The following is an 18506-nucleotide window of genomic DNA, read 5'->3' as shown; positions in this document are numbered from 1 at the left end:
TTTAATGCTTTATTTATCTTTTTAGTTTCTGTTTATAACGCTTCCTGAACCAACGGATTTTTTACTGATGTCAGAAGGATTTCCTTTATAGTAAATACTACCTGAACCTACTACATTTGCTTTAATTTTATTAGCAACAGTTGTTGTTATACTTCCTGAACCAGCAATAGAAGCGTTTAATACATCTACTTTTAATTCGTAAGCTTTTATGCTACCTGAACCAGCAATAGAACAATTTAATTCATTAGCATAACCAGATAATTTTATATTACCTGAACCACCAATATTAGCGCTAATATCATCTGCTTCAACATCTAAAGTGATGTTTCCAGAACCACCAATTGAAACTTTAAATTTATTTGCTTTAATGGTTCCTTTACTTTTTATGTTACCTGAACCACCCAAAGATATCATATCAATATCATCATAAGTAACTGTAACAGTTAACCTTCTAGTGGTTCTAACATTAATGCTTTTTTCAAACTTAATTTGTAAAGTTCCTCTTTTTACTTCTGTCTGTATATATGGTATTAGGTTTTCTTCACCTTCAATACTAATATTACCTTCTTTACCTTTTACTAATACTACATCAAAAGAACCTCCAATTGCTATTCCTTCATAATCAGAAGTGGTTCTATCTACTGTAACTACATTTCCATTTCCTTTAATTTTTTTGCTGCTTCCCCACCAATTTTGAGCGTTAGCAGAAATAGTAAAGGCTGCAATAATTAGGGATAGTGTAATTTTTTTTAACATGTTTATGGGTTTTAATATTGATTTTTATTTTAAATATAAATTTCGTTTTCTATAATCTTTGGATTCTTTATTTGATCAATTTCTAATAAAAGATTGTCTAAAATTTCTAAACGGTCTTCATAGTTTCTGATCATTGCTTTAATTATTTTTTTTCTATCTGTAGTCAGTGAAAGTTTTGTTGTAAGTATAATATAGTTTTCCTCTAAATCTTCTAAATCATTTAAAGCCTCTTCTATAATAGTTTCAGTTTCTAAACTTCTATTGCTTTCTATGGTTTTAAGTTCACTATTAATAGTGGCTACAAAATAGTTCTGAATTTCTTCAACACTAGGATTGGATTTTGCTAGTTCAATCTGATTTTTTTGATGATTATTTCCTAACCAAAACCCAAGTAATAAAACTACAGAAGCTGCAACAGATAACCATTTCCATGAAGTTCTTTGTACTTTTTTAGGCTGATTTAGTTTACGTTCAAAACGTTCTAAATGACCTGAATGTGGTTCTTGAAAATCGAAATTATTTTCAGAAAAAAAATGTTCAAATTTATCTTCCATATGCTTGCGCTTGTATATTTTCTGCAAGTAAAACTTGCTTTAATTTTTTCTTTGCTCTAGAAACTGTGGTTCTCACATTTTCATTCGTATAATTTAGAATTTGAGCAATTTCTTCATAATCAAATCCTTCAATTAAGTTAAGAGTGAGCACAACTCTATAATTATCTTTTAAATTCTGTAAAGTTTTTAAAACCATTTTTGGGTTTAAACCATTGTAATTTATAGCTTCATCTTCTATTTCTGAATTAGGAATTACCTCTAACTTTACTTCTTGGTATTTATTGTTTTTCTTTAATTGTGTTAAGCTTTTATTGATGACAATTCTTTTTAACCACGCTCCAAATGCAACTTCACCTTTATAAGAATCCAATTTTGTAAAAGCCGTTAAAAAGGCTTCTTGCATAATATCTTCTGCTTCAAAACTATCTTTTAAAATTCGGTGGGCTGAATTGTACATTGCTTTGTAATAAGCATTGTATATTTTCAACTGCGCATTTTTATCAGATGATTTGCAGCGTTCTAATAAGTTGGTTATATGTGGTTGATTAGCTTCCAATTAAAAACTTCTATACTAAAGACAAAATTGTTTTTGACTTGTGACAGTTTGAAGAAAATAAAAATACTATTTTTAAAAATAAGGTAGATTTTACTTAAGGTAACTGAGTTAAATACTGCTCAGCCTCTTCTTTAGAACTCATTTTTATAAGATTCCATTTTATGTTATAGTTAATGCTTTCTCCAACTTTTAAGAGTTTTTCTGGACTTAAAACTTCTAATTCGCTAAACAGATCATTTCCAAAAATGGTTACTGATGTTCCAAAATCAGGATATTTAGCAGATTCATCGAACTCAAATCTTTCAATAAGTAAGTTATTCCCAACATAACCAGCAACCCAATTTTTAGCATCTGCACCAATCTTTTGAGGAAATCCATCAGAAGATTTTAAAATGATCAAATTATCATTTATAGTAACATTTTCAGAGGCATAGTTTTTTGCATCTGGCCATTCAGAAATTGTAAAACCATTTTTAAAAACACTTTTTCCTACTTTTTTGATATATGAAATATTGGGAGTTTTAATTTTAGATAAACTCCAAAGTGTTAAAGGTATTTTTTCTAGTTGATTGTTTTTAGCAGGTTTAATTTTAGTAATTTTTTGATCAATATAAACTTGAGATCCACTATTGTTTATAGTAATTTTCCTTACTATTTCTATGCCTAAATAATTACTAATTGGGCTTTTTAAAACCACACCATTTTCTAAGTAATTAATACTATAAGTACTTGCATTTATATAAGGATCAGGAATATGTCTAAAACCAGTAATCTCATGAAAATAATCCTCAGAACAAGGTAAAATTCTATTTCCTCCAATATTTGGAGCTTCAATTTTTTGATTGTAATATGTACCTGTTTTAAATAGTAATCCTTCTAATTCACTGTTCTCGTAGAAAATGTTTTCAGAGTTTTGAAAGCTAAAGTGTAATATTCGCCCAACTTCTGGAACAACTATTAAGCGAATATCAGTATTTGATATTTCAACAGCATGTTTCCAACCTTTATAGGTAATTTCTTCGATTTTTATAAATGACATTAATAACTATTTAAAAGAAGTATAAATATAAATGAACTTATAGAATAATTTCGAATTGGCATATTAATTGTTTTATTTAGATGAATTATCAATCTATTTAGTTTTAAATATTTGATAATGAGTATTTTAATATTTAAAATAGAATTCTGATTTTTGATGAATACTATCAACAATGTCAGAATGACATATATATAGCTTATGAGCAAATCGAAAGTAATAAAATTAGACAGTTTGTCTTTTCAGAATATGATGAATGAAGATTCAGAATTAATTCCTTTAATGACGCCTGAAGATGAAGAAATCATCAATAAAGAAAGCGTACCTGAGGTTTTGCCAATTTTGCCTTTAAGAAATACAGTGTTGTTTCCTGGAGTTGTAATTCCTATTACAGCAGGTAGAGATAAATCTATTCAGCTTATTAAAGAAGCAAATAAAGGTGATAAAACAATTGGAGTTGTTGCACAACGTAATGAAGAAGAGGAAGTGCCAACGTTAAAAGATATTCACACAACTGGTGTTGTAGCTCAAATTTTAAGAGTTTTAAAAATGCCTGATGGTAATACAACTGTTATTATTCAAGGTAAAAAACGTTTTGAAATTGATGAGTTAGTTCAAACAGAACCTTATTTAAAAGCTACTTTAAAAGAGGCTTTAGAAGATAGAGAAATTGAAGATAAAAAAGAGTTTGAGGCCATAATAGAATCAATTAAAGAGCAAGCTTTAGAGGTAATTAAGGAAAACCCTATGTTGCCAAGTGAAGCTTCTTTTGCAATAAAAAACATTCAGTCTAATTCATTTTTAGTGAATTTTATTGCTTCTAATATGGATTTAAGTGTAATGCAAAAACAAGTTATTTTAGAAAAAGATAATTTAAAAGAACGTGCATTATTAACGTTAAAGAATTTAAATAAAGAACTTCAAAAATTACAATTACGTAATGATATTCAGTCTAAAACTAGAGAAGATTTAGATCAACAACAACGTGAATATTATTTAAATCAGCAGTTAAAAACAATACAAGAAGAATTAGGTGGTGTTTCTAATGATCAAGAGTTAGAAGAAATGCGCAAACAAGCTAAAAAGAAAAAGTGGAGCAAAGAAGTTGCGCAAACTTTTGATAAAGAAATAGCTCGTTTAAAAAGAATGAATCCTCAAGCTGCTGAATATGGAGTTCAAAGAAGTTATCTAGAGTTGATGCTAGAATTACCTTGGGGTATTTTTTCTGAAGATAAATTTGATTTAAAACATGCTACTAAAGTATTAGACAGAGATCATTTTGGGTTGGAAAAAGTGAAAGAAAGAATCATAGAATATTTAGCAGTTTTAAAGCTAAGAAATGATATGAAATCTCCAATTATCTGTTTATATGGACCTCCAGGAGTTGGTAAAACTTCTTTAGGAAAATCGGTTGCAGAATCTTTAGGGCGTAAATATGTTAGAATGTCTTTAGGAGGTTTAAGAGATGAAGCCGAAATTAGAGGTCATAGAAAAACCTATATAGGTGCAATGCCTGGAAGATTAATTCAGAATCTTAAAAAAGCAGGTACATCAAATCCTGTTTTTGTACTAGATGAAATTGATAAATTAGGGCAAAGTCATCAAGGAGATCCATCTTCTGCTATGTTAGAAGTGTTAGATCCTGAGCAAAACACAGCTTTTTATGATAATTATTTAGAAGTTGGTTACGATTTATCTAAAGTACTTTTTATTGCTACAGCTAATAACTTAGGGCAAATTCCTTGGGCACTTAGAGATAGAATGGAAATTATAAATGTTACAGGGTATACTATTGAAGAGAAAGTAGAAATAGCCAAAAGACATTTATTGCCTAAACAATTAAAAGAACATGGTTTAACTACCAAACATTTAAAATTAGGTAAAAAACAAATAGAGCAAGTTGTAGAAGGCTATACTCGTGAATCTGGTGTTCGTGGTTTAGAAAAGCAAGTGGCTAAAATTGTACGTTTTGCAGCAAAATCTATTGCTTTAGAAGAAGAATATGATATTAATGTTTCATCAGAAAAAATTGAAGAAATCTTAGGAACCCCCAGAAATAGAGGTAAATATGAAAATAATGATGTTGCAGGTGTTGTTACAGGTTTAGCTTGGACTTCTGTTGGAGGAGATATTCTTTTTATTGAATCTATTTTGTCTAAAGGTAAAGGGGCGCTTTCAATTACAGGAAATTTAGGTACTGTAATGAAAGAATCTGCAACCATAGCTTTACAATATATAAAGTCTAATGCAGAAGAATTTGGAATAAATTCAGAAATTATCGAAAAATACAATGTGCATATTCACGTTCCTGAAGGAGCAACTCCTAAAGATGGACCAAGTGCAGGTATTACTATGTTAACATCTCTAGTTTCTTCTTATACACAAAGAAAAGTAAAGAATAAATTAGCAATGACTGGTGAAATTACGTTAAGAGGTAAAGTGTTACCTGTTGGTGGAATTAAAGAAAAAATATTGGCTGCAAAAAGAGCAAATATTAAAGAGATTATTCTGTGTGAAGATAATAGAAAAGACATTTTAGAAATTAAAGAAAGCTATTTAAAAGGCTTAACTTTTCATTATGTAACAGAGATGAAACAAGTTTTAGACATCGCACTTACGAAACAGAAAGTGAAAAACGCTAAAAAATTAGTATAACAAAAAAGCCTCCAATTTGGAGGCTTTTTTTATTAATCACAATAATCACAATCTGGCAAGTCTAACTGTCTTTGTAATTCTTTGTAATAAGCACATTGCTTTCTCAAAGCATCTTCTTCTCCATTACATTTATAAGCATAAGCTGCTTGGCACTGATAGTCATATTGTTGATCTATATTACTAGGCCCAACATAACCATTACAAACAGTAGAGTTTATAATTGCATCTTCCTCTTCTTCAATTCCAAATAATTCTTCACAGCTGTAAAAGCATACAGTAAACACTGCAAATAACACTACTAATAATCGATTTGTCTTTTTCATAAAATTTATTTTTTAGTTAATACTCAAAACTAAAAGTTTAAACTGTTTTTGAAATACCCACAACTGGGTATATTTTATTGAATAATTATTGAGCCTCTAATTTTGTTTATTATTCAATTAAAATTACTTTGCAGTACTTTTATATGCTATGAAAAATTTCGACGTAATTATTGTTGGTGCAGGTACTGCAGGCCTAATGTTGGCTAGAGAGTTGGGTAAAGCTCAAAAGAAGACGCTTGTTTTAGATAGAAAAAAACACCTATTAGATTTCTCTTTCAATACCCTTGCTAGCTTTATCAACTTAGAAGATTTTAATTTATCTGATAATGTTGTGGCTCAGAAAATCAATAAAGTCACCTTTTATTCTAATAAGGTGAAAAGCTCTTTAAAAGCAGATTTATATACGTTGGATAAGAAAAAAGTTCATGAAGAATTACTTGAAGCTATCAATAATGAATTTGTAACATTTCAACTAAATACCAATATAAAGTCAATTACAGCTGATGATAATCAAAACTTTACTACAGTTGTTGATCAAAGTAAAACTGAATATACAGCAAAAGTATTTGTGGATGCTTCAGGTACGAATGGAGTATTGAGTAAAAAAGTTGGTTTAATTCCTAAAAAGACGCAATTAGCAACAGGAGTGGAGTATAATGTAAAATATAAAGGTAATCTCAAAGAAATCTTTTTGCTGATTGGTGAAATGTATCAAGGAGGTTATGGCTGGATTTTTCCTTTGCAAAATGATAGAGCTATTATTGGTTTTGGAACTTTTGATGAGAACATTGTAAAAGATTTAAAAAACAGATTGCATCAAATATTAGAAATACCAATGATTAAGAATTTGGTAGAAAAAGATAATGATAAAGTAGAAGGAGGAAGTATACCAATAACTCCTGTATTAGAAAAATTTGTAGTGCAGAATTTAGTTTGTGTTGGTGATAGTGTGTCTCAAGTTAACCCAATAGTTGGTGAAGGCTATAAGTTTATTTTCGAATCTGCAATCATGGCTAGTAAAGCCATTATAAAAACTTTAGAATCAGAAAATTTAAATGATTTAAAAGAATACGAATTATTATGGAAAAATAGATTCTCTGAAAATTACAAACGCTCAAAAAGATCTCAAGAACGCTTTTTTAAATATTCTCAAAACAACTTTGTGATGGATTTTATAGTTTTTCTATCTAAACTAATTCCTAGTAAAAGGTCTGTAAGATCTCTTTCTGGCGAGTATGGTTTAGAGGAAAAATAATTATTATTCTTCTATTTCTGGTTGACTTTGCCAAATCACATTTACAATTTTCCATTGATTATCAACTTTGGCTAAATGAAACAAGTCTATACCCCACATTGCAGTCAATTTTGCTGATGCAGTTTTAGAGTTCACATCAAAAATCTCAATTTCTTTAGGTGAATTTTCATCAGCTTGATCAAAATCTGAATTCCATCTTGCAGCCAATCTAACCAATTGTTCGTGTGTCATCTCTAAATTGTCTATATAGGCTTTCTTGCTAGGATTATAATAGTAACCAACCTTTCTTAATTTAGGATCTACACTTTTTATAATTCGTGTAGAATCTACCAGATATAAAGCCTCTACATAATCTAAAATAGCTGATTCAACTTTGTCATAATCTTCCTGATTAGCTTTTTTCTCTACGAATGTATTTTCTTTGCTATTGCTAACAATACAAGAAGTGGTTAAAGAGGATATTAAAATTACTGCTAGTAGTATTGTAATTCTGTTTAATTTCATGTTGGTTGTATTTTTTATCTTGTTAAAGATAAAAAAAATAGCACAATAAAAAACTGAATATAAGGGAACTAAGAAAAGTGTTTCTTTGAAGCTTCCCAGTAAACATCCATTTCAGTTAAAGACATGTCAGATAGATTTTTGCCTTCTTTTTTAGCAGCTTCTTCTAGGTATTGAAAACGATTTATAAACTTTTTATTCGTTTTCTCTAAAGCATTTTCTGGATTTACGTTTATAAAACGTGCATAGTTAATCATAGAAAATAAAACATCTCCAAATTCTTTTTCTATGTTTTCTTTATTGCCTGCCTTAATTTCTTCATTCAGTTCAGTAAGCTCTTCTTGCACTTTCTCCCAAACTTGCTCTGGTCTTTCCCAATCAAAACCAACACCTGCAACCTTATCTTGAATACGATTGGCTTTAACAACTGCAGGTAAACTTTTAGGAACACCTTCTAAAACAGAATTTTTACCTTCTTTAAGTTTTAGCTGTTCCCAATTGCGTTTTACATCTTCTTCATTTTCAACGATTACATCACCATAAATATGAGGATGTCTGTCTATCAATTTATCAGAAATACTGTTGGCAACATCAGCTATATCAAAAGCCTTTTTTTCACTTCCTATTTTTGCGTAGAAAACAATATGCAATAAAACATCTCCCAATTCTTTTTTGATTTCTGGTAAATCATTATCAAGAATGGCATCTGCCAATTCATAGGTTTCTTCTATAGTTAAGTGTCTTAGGCTTTCTAAAGTTTGTTTTTTATCCCAAGGACATTTCTCACGCAAATCATTCATAATATCTAATAGACGATTAAATGCAGCAAGTTGTTCTTTTCTAGAATTCATTTTACAAACTTAATTTAGGCAAGTAAACTTGCTGTTGTACTGAAATTTTATTCAGTTTCTTCTGCAGTGTTTTCTTCAGTTACAGTAGAGAAGTCCATACCTGCATCTATTAAGATGTTAAACCACTGAATTACTTTTTTAATGTTAGAAGTATAAACTCTTTCATCATCGTAATTTGGTAAAACTTCTGCAAAAAAGCTTGTTAATTTGTTACCACTTTCTTTGTGAGAAATTGCTTTTTCACCATTTGTTTTTTCAGACATTGCTTTAAAAACTTCTAATAAAGGTAAATCTTCTTCGTAAGTATAAATGGCAATATTTTCTAATAAACTAACATTTTGAGTAGCATTAATTGCAACTCTTTTAGTATCGTTTATCCCTTGAACGATAATTGCATTTTTAGATTGAGATATTACTTGAAATAAGCCAGGTTTACCAGCTACTGAAATAATTTTACTAAATTCCATATAAATATTTTTTTGTCTAGAATCGACTTTATTTTTTCTTCTTTAAGTTCGGAAAACGCATTCTGTAATCTGCTCTAATTTTTCCTTTAGATATATTTTCTAATTTTCTTTTTATCAATCTTTTTTTGAGTGATGATACTTTATCTGTAAACAAAACCCCTTCTATATGATCATACTCATGTTGAAAAACTCTAGCTGCTAAACCATCTAAAACCTCAGTATGTGTATTAAAATCTTCATCTTGGTATTCTAAAGTAACTTTTGGTTTACGAGTAACATCTTCTCTGACATCTGGTATGCTTAAACAACCTTCGTTAAACGTCCATTCTTCACCTTCTTCGTCAAGAATTTTTGGGTTGATGTAAACTCTATTAAACTCTTTTAATGTTGCTCTTTCTTCATCATCTAAATCATCATCTTCTGCAAAAGGAGATGCATCAATAACAAAAAGACGAATGGCTTTACCAATTTGAGGAGCAGCTAAACCAACTCCAGAAGCATTGTACATGGTTTCTTTCATGTTAGCAATAAGCTCCTTTAAATTAGGATAGTCTTTATCTATTTCTACACCCATTTTTCTTAAAACAGGATCTCCATAAGCAACAATTGGTAAAATCATTTTTTAATTTTTAAAGACTGCAAAAGTACAATATAGAATTACGAATTACGAATTTTGAATTCAAAAAATCTTCTTAATATTATTGATTATACAAATAAGATTGTAAGATAATTGTAGCGCTTATTTCGTCTACCAAAGCTTTATTTCTTCTTTGTTTCTTTTTTAAACCACTATCAATCATAGTTTGAAAAGCCATTTTTGATGTAAAACGTTCATCAACTCTTTTAATAGGAATTTTTGGAAAGTTCTTTTCTAACCTCTCTAAAAAAGGCTGAATTAACACCTCACTTTCACTATCAGTATTGTCCATTTGTTTTGGTTTACCTAAAAGAATAAGTTCTACATTCTCTTTTTGTAAATAGGTTTTAAGAAAAGTTAACAATTCGTTTGTAGCAACTGTTTTTAAACCAGAAGCAATAATCTGTAATTCATCAGTAACTGCAATTCCTGTTCTTACTTTTCCAAAATCTAAGGCTAAAATTCTTCCCAAATTAAAATAACTTTTTGCAAAAATAAAGCTTAAATTCTAATGATGAATAGAATACCTAAGAGATTCTTAGTCACTCATAAAAAATCGACTCAATAATTTAAACAATCACAACTAATATGTTTAAAAAATGTATATTCGCTCTGTATTTTAACAATCGATTTATATTTGCAGAAATCAATATATTAAAATGGAAGAAATTAGAGAAATTATAGAGTCAGCTTGGGAAAATCGTGATTTATTAAAAGAAGAAAAAACGGTTTCTACAATTAGAAAAGTAGTTGATTTATTAGATAAAGGAGAATTAAGAGTTGCAGAGCCTGTAGAAGGTGGTTGGCAAGTAAATGAATGGGTAAAAAAAGCAGTGGTTTTATATTTTCCAATTCAAAAAATGGAAACTTTAGAAGCTGGTATTTTTGAGTATCATGATAAAATTCCTTTAAAAAGAAACTTTAAAGAAAGAGGTATTAGAGTTGTGCCAAATGCTGTTGCAAGACATGGAGCTTATATTTCTGCAGGAACTATTTTAATGCCAAGTTATGTTAATATTGGTGCTTATGTAGATGAAGGTACTATGGTTGATACTTGGGCTACTGTTGGTTCTTGTGCGCAAATTGGTAAAAATGTACATTTATCTGGTGGAGTTGGTATTGGTGGTGTATTAGAGCCATTGCAAGCTGCTCCTGTAATTATAGAAGATGGAGCATTTATTGGTTCTAGATGTATAGTTGTAGAAGGAGTAAGAGTAGAAAAAGAGGCTGTATTAGGAGCCAATGTTGTACTTACAATGAGTACAAAAATAATAGATGTTACAGGAGATGAGCCTGTTGAAACAAAAGGAGTTGTACCTGCAAGATCTGTTGTAATTCCAGGAAGTTATACTAAAAAGTTTGCTGCAGGAGAATATAATGTACCTTGTGCATTAATTATAGGGAAAAGAAAAGAAAGTACCAACAAAAAAACTTCTTTAAACGATGCTTTACGTGAGTATGATGTAGCTGTTTAGAGATTAAATATTATATGACGAAAATTACTGCTATAATTCCCACTTTAAATGAAGAAATTCATATTGAAGCAGCTATTGAGTCCGTTAATTTTGCTGATGAAATAATTGTTATAGATTCTTATAGTTCTGATAATACTGTTCAGTTAGCAGAAAAGCATAATGTAAAAATCATCAAACGAAAGTTTGATGATTTTTCTTCTCAAAAAAACTTTGCAATTGATCAAGCTACAAATCCTTGGATTTATGTTTTAGATGCAGATGAAAGGGTAACTCCAGAAGTAGAAAAAGAAATTTTAGAAGCTGTTAAAAACCCAAAAGGGAAAGTTGGTTTTTACGTGGGTAGAAGTTTCTACTTTGTAGGTAAACACCTTAAATACGGAGGTTGTCAAAGAGACAAAGTTGTAAGATTATTTTTAAAAGAGTTTTGTGTTTATAAAGGAGTTGTTCATGAAACGATTTACACAGAAGGAGACTTAGGTTTTTTTATGAATAGAATTCAACATTATTCTTATAGAGGATATGATCATTACATCTCTAAAATGAATCATTATGGTGCATTAAGAGCTAAACAGTATTTTTCTGAAGGAAAAAAAGTGAATTTTTATCACTTATTGATTAAGCCTATAGCGCGTTTTTTTATTCATTTTTTTATAAGGTTGGGCTTTTTAGATGGCTTTAGGGGATTCATTTATGCTAGAGCTCAAGCATATGGTGTTTATGTGAGGTATATAAAGCTTTGGGCTTTAAATCAAAAACCTGATTAAATTTTGTTTTCTGAATGAGAATAAAAAAAGTAATTTCTAATTACTCTTTGTAATTTGTAGGTAAACAAAGAAAGCACTTGCCAAAAAGGTCTAAAAATTTCTCGAATCACTTTTTTCCAAGCAATCATGTTGTTTTGCTGAATAGTGCTTCCACCCATTTCTTTATCAATACTTCTTACATATTGTTTGTTGGTAGAATATAAATGAACCTTGTGTTTGTAAACATCTTGCTTCATTACATCAATGGGTGCATAATAATCACTTAAATTTATAGAAAGGTTTTTTGCAGCATTTTTACCTATAATTTGACCTATCATTAAAACAGGAGGCATTAAATAAGTAGTTAGTAATTCGCTTTTTTGTAGTGAATAAAATCCTTTTTTACCTGAGATGTCTAAAAAATCATTCGTTGTAATTTGCCCTAACAAAGATTCTAAATCATCAATAAAATTGTTTTGTATTAAGGCATCATCCTCTAACACAATAGAAAAATCTTCTGGTTGATTAGAAAGATATTCCCACAATTTAAAATGGGTTAAACAAATTCCAATTTCCCCATCATTTGGTAAAGGATAATGAGCCAAAATATTATGTTTACTCTTTTCTTCCTTTAATACTTTAGGAGCTAAATTTTTACCATAAGTAGCAGAAATTCTTGTAATGGGAATATTGATATCCGAAAATTGCTTTTCCATAAAAGCACGTCTATCCTTACTTTTGTCAAGATTTATGTAGTAGAATTTATAGGAAATCATAATTTAATCCAGGATTTACATGCTACTTCATTTTCTTTTTCTACAAACCATTGTTTAGGAGCTATAACAATTTTCTCCTGATGTTGATTTAACCAAGCTCCCCACCAAGAAAAACTGCTATTTGCAGTTATATTATGTTTGCATAGACTCATTAAATATTGGTCTTCGTGAGGAATTACTTTATGATATATAAAAGTCGCATTTTCTACATTTAAGTTACTTTTTACCCAAGCTATATCATCAGAAAATACAAAAAAATGAACATTTTTGTATTGATCAGAAATATAGAAAATAGCTCTTTGATAATAAGCTAAATCGCAAGTGCCATGAACTTTATTCGCTTTTTTGTCAGAAATATAATCGCCTCTCCTTATGTGCAGAGAGCAACTAACTTCACAAGAATTAATTTGATTTTTAATTGCTTTGGTTGATGATGATAGTTCACTTTTAATGGTAAATTGCTTCAAGAGAATATCTCTAATATCTAAGAAGTATTTTTCAGTTTGAAAATATCCTTTTATAAAGGCATTCTCATCAACTTTTAGCAGATTTTCATCAAACAATAAACTTTTCTCTTTTATTGATTTTTTTAGACCTATTTTAGAAAGTAGTACAGGTAATTGTGATGAAGTTTCTAAATCAATATTAAACTGATCTAAATGATAACCACCATGTAATTTGTAGCTTTTAAATTTAGATATATCTATTTGTACTTTTAATCCTTTAAGGGCTAAAGATTTTGCGTATGCATATTGAAACATTTGGTTTCCAAGGCCACCAAGAATTCTAACAATAACCATTAAAAATATCTAAATTTAAAATTGAGTACACACAAAAGTACGAATGTTATGACAATTTCTTTTGTCAATTTGCGCTTAAAACATCTGAAAACAATAAATTTGCATTTTTTCAAAAACACATGAATTACAAAGAAGCCTTATCCTCAGAAATATTTATGTTCATTTCTCAAGCCTCAAAAAATCTAAAAATAGATTCTTATGTGATTGGTGGTTTTGTACGTGATTTCTTTTTGAAAAGAGGTACTGCTAAAGATATAGATGTTGTTGCAATTGGTAGTGGAATTGATTTGGCTTTACAAGTATCAAAGCTGTTACCAAATAAACCAAAAGTTCAAGTTTTTAAAACGTATGGTACAGCTATGTTACGTTATAAAGATGTAGAAATTGAGTTTGTTGGGGCTAGAAAAGAATCGTATTCAGAAGAAAGTAGAAACCCAGAAGTTTCTGTTGGCACGTTACAAGATGATCAGAATAGAAGAGATTTTACCATAAATGCATTGGCTCTAAGTTTAAATGAATCTAATTATGGTGATATGTTAGACCCTTTTAATGGTATTCAAGATTTAGAGGATAAAACTATTAGAACTCCTTTAAATCCAGATATTACTTATTCTGATGATCCATTAAGAATGATGCGTGCCATACGTTTTGCAACTCAATTAAATTTTAAAATCGAAGCTTCTTCTTTGGCTGCCATTTCTAAAAATGCACATCGTTTAAAAATCATTACAAAAGAACGCATAGTAGTAGAATTAAATAAAATATTGGCTTCTGCAGAGCCATCAATTGGTTTTTTATTGCTGGAAAAAACGAAATTATTACCTCAAATTTTACCAGAATTAATTGCTTTAAAAGGAGTAGAGGAAGTAGAAGGACAAAAGCATAAAGACAACTTTTATCACACTCTTGAAGTAGTTGATAATATTGCCAAACATACAGAAGATGTATGGTTAAGATGGGCTGCTTTATTGCATGATGTTGGAAAAGCACCTACCAAAAGATTTTCTAAAAAAGTAGGCTGGACGTTTCATAGCCATGAGTTTGTGGGTTCTAAAATGGTTTACAAGATTTTTAAAAGGTTAAAAATGCCATTAAATGCGAAGATGAAGTTTGTGCAAAAAATGGTGTTATTAAGTTCTAGACCTATTGTTTTAGCATCAGATGTTACAGACTCTGCTGTTAGACGATTAGTTTTTGATGCAGGTGACGAAATTAATGATTTAATGACATTATGTGAAGCAGATATTACTACTAAAAACCCTAGAAAATTTAAGAAATATCACAAAAATTTTGAGTTAGTAAGAACCAAAATTAAAGAAGTAGAAGAAAGAGATCGAATTCGAAATTTTCAGCCACCAATTACTGGTGAAGAAATTATGAAGGCTTTTAATATAAAACCTTGCAGAGAAATTGGTCAAATAAAAGAGGCTATTAAAGAAGCAATTCTAGAAGGAGATATACCTAATGAGCACCAAGCTTCTTATGACTTTATGATTGAAAAAGGTTTGGCTTTGGGTTTAAAATTAGCTTAAACTTTGCATTGTTACTAACTTAAAGTATTCACCTTTTTTAGTGAGTAGCTCCTCATGTTTACCTTGTTCTACTATTTGTCCTTTTTTCATTACAACTATAGTATCTGCTTTTTGAATGGTAGACAATCTGTGTGCAATTACTAAAGAAGTTCTGTTCTGCATCATTTTTTCTAATGCCAACTGTACCAATTGCTCAGATTCAGTATCTAAAGCAGAAGTAGCTTCATCTAAAATCATTATTGGTGGATTCTTTAAAACTGCTCTTGCAATAGATAAACGTTGTTTTTGACCTCCAGATAAAGTGCCTCCACTATCACCAATATTCGTTTGAAATTTTTCGGGTAAATTTTGAATGAATTCGTTTGCATTTGCAATTTCAGAAGCTTCTAGAATTTCTTCAGAAGAAGCATTTTCTGTACCTAACTTTATATTGTTTTCTACAGTGTCATTAAATAAAATTGATTCCTGAGTTACAATACCCATTAAATCTCTTAAAGATTTTTTGGTGATGTTTTTAATACTTTCTCCATCAATTAGAATATCACCTGAATTTACATCATAAAAACGTGTAATTAAATTGGCTAAAGTAGATTTACCACTTCCTGACTGACCAACTAAAGCAACAGTTTCTCCTTTGTTAATTGTTAAAGAAAAATCTTTTAAAACGTAATCTTTCTTGTACTTAAAAGAGATGTTTTTAAACTCAATCTTACTATTAAATTCACTTTTTACAGTAGCGTCTGGTTTATCCTTAATATGGTTTTCTGTATTGAGAACTTGCATAATTCGTTCTGCAGAAGCTTCTCCTTTCTGAATATTATAGTAAGATGTAGTTATAAGTTTTATTGGGTTTAGTACTGTGTAAAATAAAACAATATAACCCATAAATTCATCTGGTTGTAAAGAACTAGTATTAGATAAAACCTCTCTACCTCCAAACCAAAGAATAGCGATTATTGTTGCAGAACCTAAAAACTCACTCATTGGTGATGCAAGTGTTTGTCTATGAAAAACGCTAGTCATTAAATTCTTAAAAGTTGTAGTTGAGTTATTGAATTTACGCTCAATTATTTTTTCTGAATTAAAGCCTTTTATAACTCTTAAACCAGACAATGTTTCTTCTATAAACGATAAAAACGTACCAGTTTCTTGCTGCGCTTTAACTGAATTAGCTTTTAATTTTTTACTTATTGATGAAATAATAAAGCCAGATACAGGTAAAAGAATAAATACAAAGAGTGTAAGTTTTACACTCATAAATAACATAATAGAAATTGCAATAACTACAGTTAAAGGTTCTCTAACAATGGTTTCTATAGAGGTTAAAATAGATACTTCTACTTCTTGCACATCTGCAGTCATTCTTGCAATAATATCTCCTTTTCGTTTTTCAGTGAAATAGGAGATAGGCAGTTCTACAATTTTATGATATAGTTTATCTCTTAAATCTTTAACAATACCTGTTCTTAAAAAGGTAATTACATAAGAAGCTAAATACCTAAAGAAATTCTTTAAAAAGAATAATGATAGTGCCAATAAACAAATAAATAAAAGTGTTTGTATTTGTCCATCATTTTCAATTTTTTCTGATATAAAAAAATAGAAACTCTCTTTTAAATACGAACCAATATTAGTAATCCCATTATATGTTGGCTCTACTACAATTTCTTTATCTGTCTCAAACAAAATTCCTAAAACAGGAATAAAAGCTAATACAGAAAGAACGTTAAAAATGGCATAGAAAATATTAAAAACTACATTTAGTAGTGTAAACTTTCTATACTTTTTCTCGTATTTAAGAATATCTTTAAAATAACCCATTAATGTAATTTCATCTCTTTTATGATTCGTTGAATCTTAGCATCTAAAGCGTCTTCTACTTTTTCTGCATTTTCAACTTTATCTAAAGGAGCATTCACACTAAAATAAAATTTTATTTTAGGCTCTGTTCCACTAGGTCTTGCTGCAATTCTGGTTCCAGATGCAGTTTGATAAATAAGAACATTAGATTTTGGTATGTCCATTGTAGAAACCTCACCAGTTATTAAACTCTTTTTGGTTGATGCTTGATAATCAGATAGAGATTCTATTTTTTCTCCATCAATTTTAGTTAATGGATTGTTTCTCATATCACTTAACATTTGTTGTATTTCTGCAGCACCATCCATACCTTTTTTGGTAATTGAAATTAAGTGCTCTTTGTAAAAACTATTTTCTACATACAGGTTAAGTAATTCATGATAAAATGAACTTCCATTTTGTTTTGCATATGCTGCAACTTCGCAAGCTAACAGAGTTGCTGTAACTGCATCTTTATCTCTAACGAAGTCTCCAACCATGTAACCAAAACTTTCTTCTCCACCACCAATAAAATCAAGTTCTGGAAAATCTACTACCATTTTTGCAATCCATTTAAAACCTGTTAAACCAACTTTAGTTTCAACATTATAATTGGCTGCAATTTGGTTTACTAATTCAGTAGAAACAATTGTAGATCCTACAAATTGTTTTCCATTAATTTTACCTTCTTCTTTCCATTTTCTTAATAAGAAATCTGTCATAACAACCATAGTCTGGTTACCATTTAATAATTTCATATCACCATTTAAATCTCTAACAGCAACACCTAATCTATCACAATCTGGGTCTGTACCAATTACTATATCTGCACCAATATTATTGGCTAATTCTGTAGCCATTTGTAATGCTTCTGGCTCTTCTGGATTTGGTGATTTTACTGTAGGAAAATCTCCATTTGGTTTACGTTGCTCTTCAACAATATGAACATCTGTGTAACCTGCACCTTTTAAGGCATCTGGTATAGACATGATTGATGTACCATGCAAAGGTGTAAAAACAATTTTTAGACTATTTCTATCTATTTTATCTGATAAAGAACCGTTTTTTACGGAAGCTTCAATAAAAACATCGTCTACATTTTTACCTATAACCTCAATTAAATCTTCATTGGCATCAAAATTTATTTCAGAAAACTCTAATGCATTTACCTTACCAATTATTCCACTATCATGTGGAGGAACAATTTGACCACCATCTGCCCAATATACTTTGTAACCATTGTATTCAGGTGGATTGTGAGATGCTGTTAATACTATACCTGCATCACAGTTTAAATGACGAACTGCAAATGATAATTCTGGAGTGGGCCTTAAATCTTCGAATAGAAAAACTTTAATATTATTGGCAGATAAAACATCTGCAACCACTTTTGCAAACTTTTTACTATTATGTCTGCAATCGTATGCAATAACAACTCTAATTTCTTTTTTAGAAACATTTTCTATTAAATAGTTAGATAAACCTTGAGTAGCTCTACCTAAAGTATATTTGTTTATTCTATTAGTACCAGCACCCATTACACCTCTCATACCTCCTGTACCAAACTCCATATCTTTATAAAAACGATCTGCTAATTCAGATTGATTAGAATCGATTAAATTTTGAATTTCTGATTGTGTTTCTGCGTCAAAAGTTGGAGTTAACCACTGTTTTGCCTTGTTAACAAAGTCTGTCATGAGTTAGAGTTTAATGGGTTATAGTATTTTTTTGTTTGATTGAATACAAATAT

Annotated in this window: 19 protein-coding genes; 5 read left to right on the top strand and 14 right to left on the bottom strand. The window is 29.7% G+C overall.

The annotated features are described in order from the left end of the window. Positions 1-21: 21 nt before the first annotated feature. The 4 genes from LPB302_RS04385 to LPB302_RS04370 form a co-directional block, all read right to left on the bottom strand. Positions 22-756, bottom strand: a complete 735-nt coding sequence (locus LPB302_RS04385; protein WP_053975105.1) for a head GIN domain-containing protein — start codon at positions 754-756, stop codon at positions 22-24. A gap of 29 nt (positions 757-785) precedes the next feature. Continuing rightward, entirely contained in the window at positions 786-1310 is a 525-nt protein-coding gene (locus LPB302_RS04380) for a FecR family protein (protein ID WP_053975104.1), read from the bottom strand. After that, complete coding sequence (locus tag LPB302_RS04375) at positions 1300-1866, bottom strand: RNA polymerase sigma factor (RefSeq protein WP_053975103.1); 567 nt, start codon at positions 1864-1866, stop codon at positions 1300-1302. Before LPB302_RS04375 ends, LPB302_RS04380 begins: the two co-directional genes overlap by 11 nt. Positions 1867-1960: 94 nt before the next feature. Further along, on the bottom strand, positions 1961-2905 hold the full coding sequence (locus LPB302_RS04370; RefSeq protein WP_053975102.1) for a hypothetical protein: 945 nt from the start codon (positions 2903-2905) through the stop codon (positions 1961-1963). A 198-nt stretch (positions 2906-3103) separates the two neighbouring features. Here LPB302_RS04370 and lon point away from each other — a divergent pair, with 198 nt between their 5' ends. Next, complete coding sequence (lon, locus tag LPB302_RS04365) at positions 3104-5557, top strand: endopeptidase La (protein WP_053975101.1); 2454 nt, start codon at positions 3104-3106, stop codon at positions 5555-5557. 32 nt (positions 5558-5589) lie between these two features. Here lon and LPB302_RS04360 read toward each other — a convergent pair whose 3' ends face one another. Continuing rightward, the gene (locus LPB302_RS04360; protein WP_053975100.1) at positions 5590-5880 is read right to left on the bottom strand and encodes a hypothetical protein; all 291 of its coding nucleotides are present in this window, start codon (positions 5878-5880) and stop codon (positions 5590-5592) included. Positions 5881-6028: 148 nt separating this feature from the next. On the opposite strand from LPB302_RS04360, the gene LPB302_RS04355 reads away from it, so the two are divergent. Further along, on the top strand, positions 6029-7135 hold the full coding sequence (locus LPB302_RS04355) for a lycopene cyclase family protein (RefSeq protein ID WP_053975099.1): 1107 nt from the start codon (positions 6029-6031) through the stop codon (positions 7133-7135). A gap of 3 nt (positions 7136-7138) precedes the next feature. Here the strand turns inward: LPB302_RS04355 and LPB302_RS04350 are convergent, their stop codons facing one another. The 5 genes from LPB302_RS04350 to ruvX all read right to left on the bottom strand — a co-directional run bounded on the left by LPB302_RS04350 (position 7139) and on the right by ruvX (position 10063). After that, the gene (locus tag LPB302_RS04350) at positions 7139-7639 is read right to left on the bottom strand and encodes a nuclear transport factor 2 family protein (RefSeq protein WP_053975098.1); all 501 of its coding nucleotides are present in this window, start codon (positions 7637-7639) and stop codon (positions 7139-7141) included. 68 nt (positions 7640-7707) lie between these two features. After that, positions 7708-8487 (bottom strand): nucleoside triphosphate pyrophosphohydrolase, encoded by a 780-nt coding sequence (mazG, locus tag LPB302_RS04345; protein ID WP_053975097.1) that lies wholly within the window; start codon positions 8485-8487, stop codon positions 7708-7710. A gap of 47 nt (positions 8488-8534) precedes the next feature. After that, positions 8535-8954 (bottom strand): DUF5606 family protein, encoded by a 420-nt coding sequence (locus LPB302_RS04340; RefSeq protein ID WP_053975096.1) that lies wholly within the window; start codon positions 8952-8954, stop codon positions 8535-8537. A gap of 28 nt (positions 8955-8982) precedes the next feature. After that, complete coding sequence (def, locus tag LPB302_RS04335) at positions 8983-9573, bottom strand: peptide deformylase (protein WP_053975095.1); 591 nt, start codon at positions 9571-9573, stop codon at positions 8983-8985. A gap of 79 nt (positions 9574-9652) precedes the next feature. Then, positions 9653-10063 (bottom strand): Holliday junction resolvase RuvX, encoded by a 411-nt coding sequence (gene ruvX, locus LPB302_RS04330; protein WP_053975094.1) that lies wholly within the window; start codon positions 10061-10063, stop codon positions 9653-9655. 187 nt (positions 10064-10250) lie between these two features. On the opposite strand from ruvX, the gene LPB302_RS04325 reads away from it, so the two are divergent. Together LPB302_RS04325 and LPB302_RS04320 are read left to right on the top strand one after the other, a co-directional pair. Then, entirely contained in the window at positions 10251-11066 is an 816-nt protein-coding gene (locus LPB302_RS04325) for a 2,3,4,5-tetrahydropyridine-2,6-dicarboxylate N-succinyltransferase (protein ID WP_053975093.1), read from the top strand. Between the two features lie 14 nt (positions 11067-11080). Beyond that, complete coding sequence (locus LPB302_RS04320; protein WP_053975092.1) at positions 11081-11830, top strand: glycosyltransferase family 2 protein; 750 nt, start codon at positions 11081-11083, stop codon at positions 11828-11830. Here LPB302_RS04320 and LPB302_RS04315 read toward each other — a convergent pair. Together LPB302_RS04315 and LPB302_RS04310 are read right to left on the bottom strand one after the other, a co-directional pair. Continuing rightward, the gene (locus tag LPB302_RS04315; RefSeq protein WP_074613564.1) at positions 11827-12585 is read right to left on the bottom strand and encodes a glycosyltransferase family 25 protein; all 759 of its coding nucleotides are present in this window, start codon (positions 12583-12585) and stop codon (positions 11827-11829) included. The two genes, LPB302_RS04320 and LPB302_RS04315, sit on opposite strands and share 4 nt — an antisense overlap. Beyond that, positions 12582-13385, bottom strand: coding sequence for an alpha-1,2-fucosyltransferase (locus LPB302_RS04310; RefSeq protein ID WP_053975090.1), 804 nt, complete (start codon positions 13383-13385; stop codon positions 12582-12584). The genes LPB302_RS04315 and LPB302_RS04310 overlap by 4 nt, the downstream gene beginning before the upstream one ends. Positions 13386-13504: 119 nt before the next feature. On the opposite strand from LPB302_RS04310, the gene LPB302_RS04305 reads away from it, so the two are divergent. Next, a complete protein-coding gene (locus LPB302_RS04305) occupies positions 13505-14917 on the top strand; it encodes a CCA tRNA nucleotidyltransferase (RefSeq protein WP_053975089.1) in 1413 nt (470 codons plus the stop codon). On the opposite strand, the gene LPB302_RS04300 is transcribed toward LPB302_RS04305, so the two are convergent. Then, positions 14909-16738 carry an ABC transporter ATP-binding protein gene (locus LPB302_RS04300; RefSeq protein ID WP_053975088.1) on the bottom strand — a complete coding sequence of 610 codons (1830 nt, stop codon included), beginning with the start codon at positions 16736-16738 and terminating at the stop codon, positions 14909-14911. The two genes, LPB302_RS04305 and LPB302_RS04300, sit on opposite strands and share 9 nt — an antisense overlap. Then, the gene (locus LPB302_RS04295) at positions 16738-18453 is read right to left on the bottom strand and encodes a phospho-sugar mutase (protein ID WP_053975087.1); all 1716 of its coding nucleotides are present in this window, start codon (positions 18451-18453) and stop codon (positions 16738-16740) included. Before LPB302_RS04295 ends, LPB302_RS04300 begins: the two co-directional genes overlap by 1 nt. Positions 18454-18506: the final 53 nt, after the last annotated feature.

This window comes from Polaribacter dokdonensis, assembly GCF_024362345.1.
GTDB classification, from domain to species: Bacteria; Bacteroidota; Bacteroidia; order Flavobacteriales; family Flavobacteriaceae; genus Polaribacter; species Polaribacter dokdonensis.
Note: the sequence above shows the minus strand (reverse complement) of the source record. Positions and strands in the feature narration are given on the sequence as shown.

Excerpts from the sequence above, each read along its gene's own strand:
- LPB302_RS04305 (WP_053975089.1), top strand. The coding sequence starts at position 13,505 with ATGAATTACAAAGAAGCCTTATCCTCAGAAATATTTATGTTCATTTCT.
- LPB302_RS04355 (WP_053975099.1), top strand. The coding sequence starts at position 6,029 with ATGAAAAATTTCGACGTAATTATTGTTGGTGCAGGTACTGCAGGCCTA.
- LPB302_RS04315 (WP_074613564.1), bottom strand. The coding sequence starts at position 12,585 with ATGATTTCCTATAAATTCTACTACATAAATCTTGACAAAAGTAAGGAT.
- LPB302_RS04370 (WP_053975102.1), bottom strand. The coding sequence starts at position 2,905 with ATGTCATTTATAAAAATCGAAGAAATTACCTATAAAGGTTGGAAACAT.
- LPB302_RS04300 (WP_053975088.1), bottom strand. The coding sequence starts at position 16,738 with ATGGGTTATTTTAAAGATATTCTTAAATACGAGAAAAAGTATAGAAAG.
- LPB302_RS04380 (WP_053975104.1), bottom strand. The coding sequence starts at position 1,310 with ATGGAAGATAAATTTGAACATTTTTTTTCTGAAAATAATTTCGATTTT.
- LPB302_RS04350 (WP_053975098.1), bottom strand. The coding sequence starts at position 7,639 with ATGAAATTAAACAGAATTACAATACTACTAGCAGTAATTTTAATATCC.
- mazG (WP_053975097.1), bottom strand. The coding sequence starts at position 8,487 with ATGAATTCTAGAAAAGAACAACTTGCTGCATTTAATCGTCTATTAGAT.
- LPB302_RS04340 (WP_053975096.1), bottom strand. The coding sequence starts at position 8,954 with ATGGAATTTAGTAAAATTATTTCAGTAGCTGGTAAACCTGGCTTATTT.
- lon (WP_053975101.1), top strand. The coding sequence starts at position 3,104 with ATGAGCAAATCGAAAGTAATAAAATTAGACAGTTTGTCTTTTCAGAAT.
- LPB302_RS04325 (WP_053975093.1), top strand. The coding sequence starts at position 10,251 with ATGGAAGAAATTAGAGAAATTATAGAGTCAGCTTGGGAAAATCGTGAT.
- LPB302_RS04320 (WP_053975092.1), top strand. The coding sequence starts at position 11,081 with ATGACGAAAATTACTGCTATAATTCCCACTTTAAATGAAGAAATTCAT.
- def (WP_053975095.1), bottom strand. The coding sequence starts at position 9,573 with ATGATTTTACCAATTGTTGCTTATGGAGATCCTGTTTTAAGAAAAATG.
- LPB302_RS04360 (WP_053975100.1), bottom strand. The coding sequence starts at position 5,880 with ATGAAAAAGACAAATCGATTATTAGTAGTGTTATTTGCAGTGTTTACT.
- LPB302_RS04310 (WP_053975090.1), bottom strand. The coding sequence starts at position 13,385 with ATGGTTATTGTTAGAATTCTTGGTGGCCTTGGAAACCAAATGTTTCAA.
- LPB302_RS04295 (WP_053975087.1), bottom strand. The coding sequence starts at position 18,453 with ATGACAGACTTTGTTAACAAGGCAAAACAGTGGTTAACTCCAACTTTT.
- LPB302_RS04385 (WP_053975105.1), bottom strand. The coding sequence starts at position 756 with ATGTTAAAAAAAATTACACTATCCCTAATTATTGCAGCCTTTACTATT.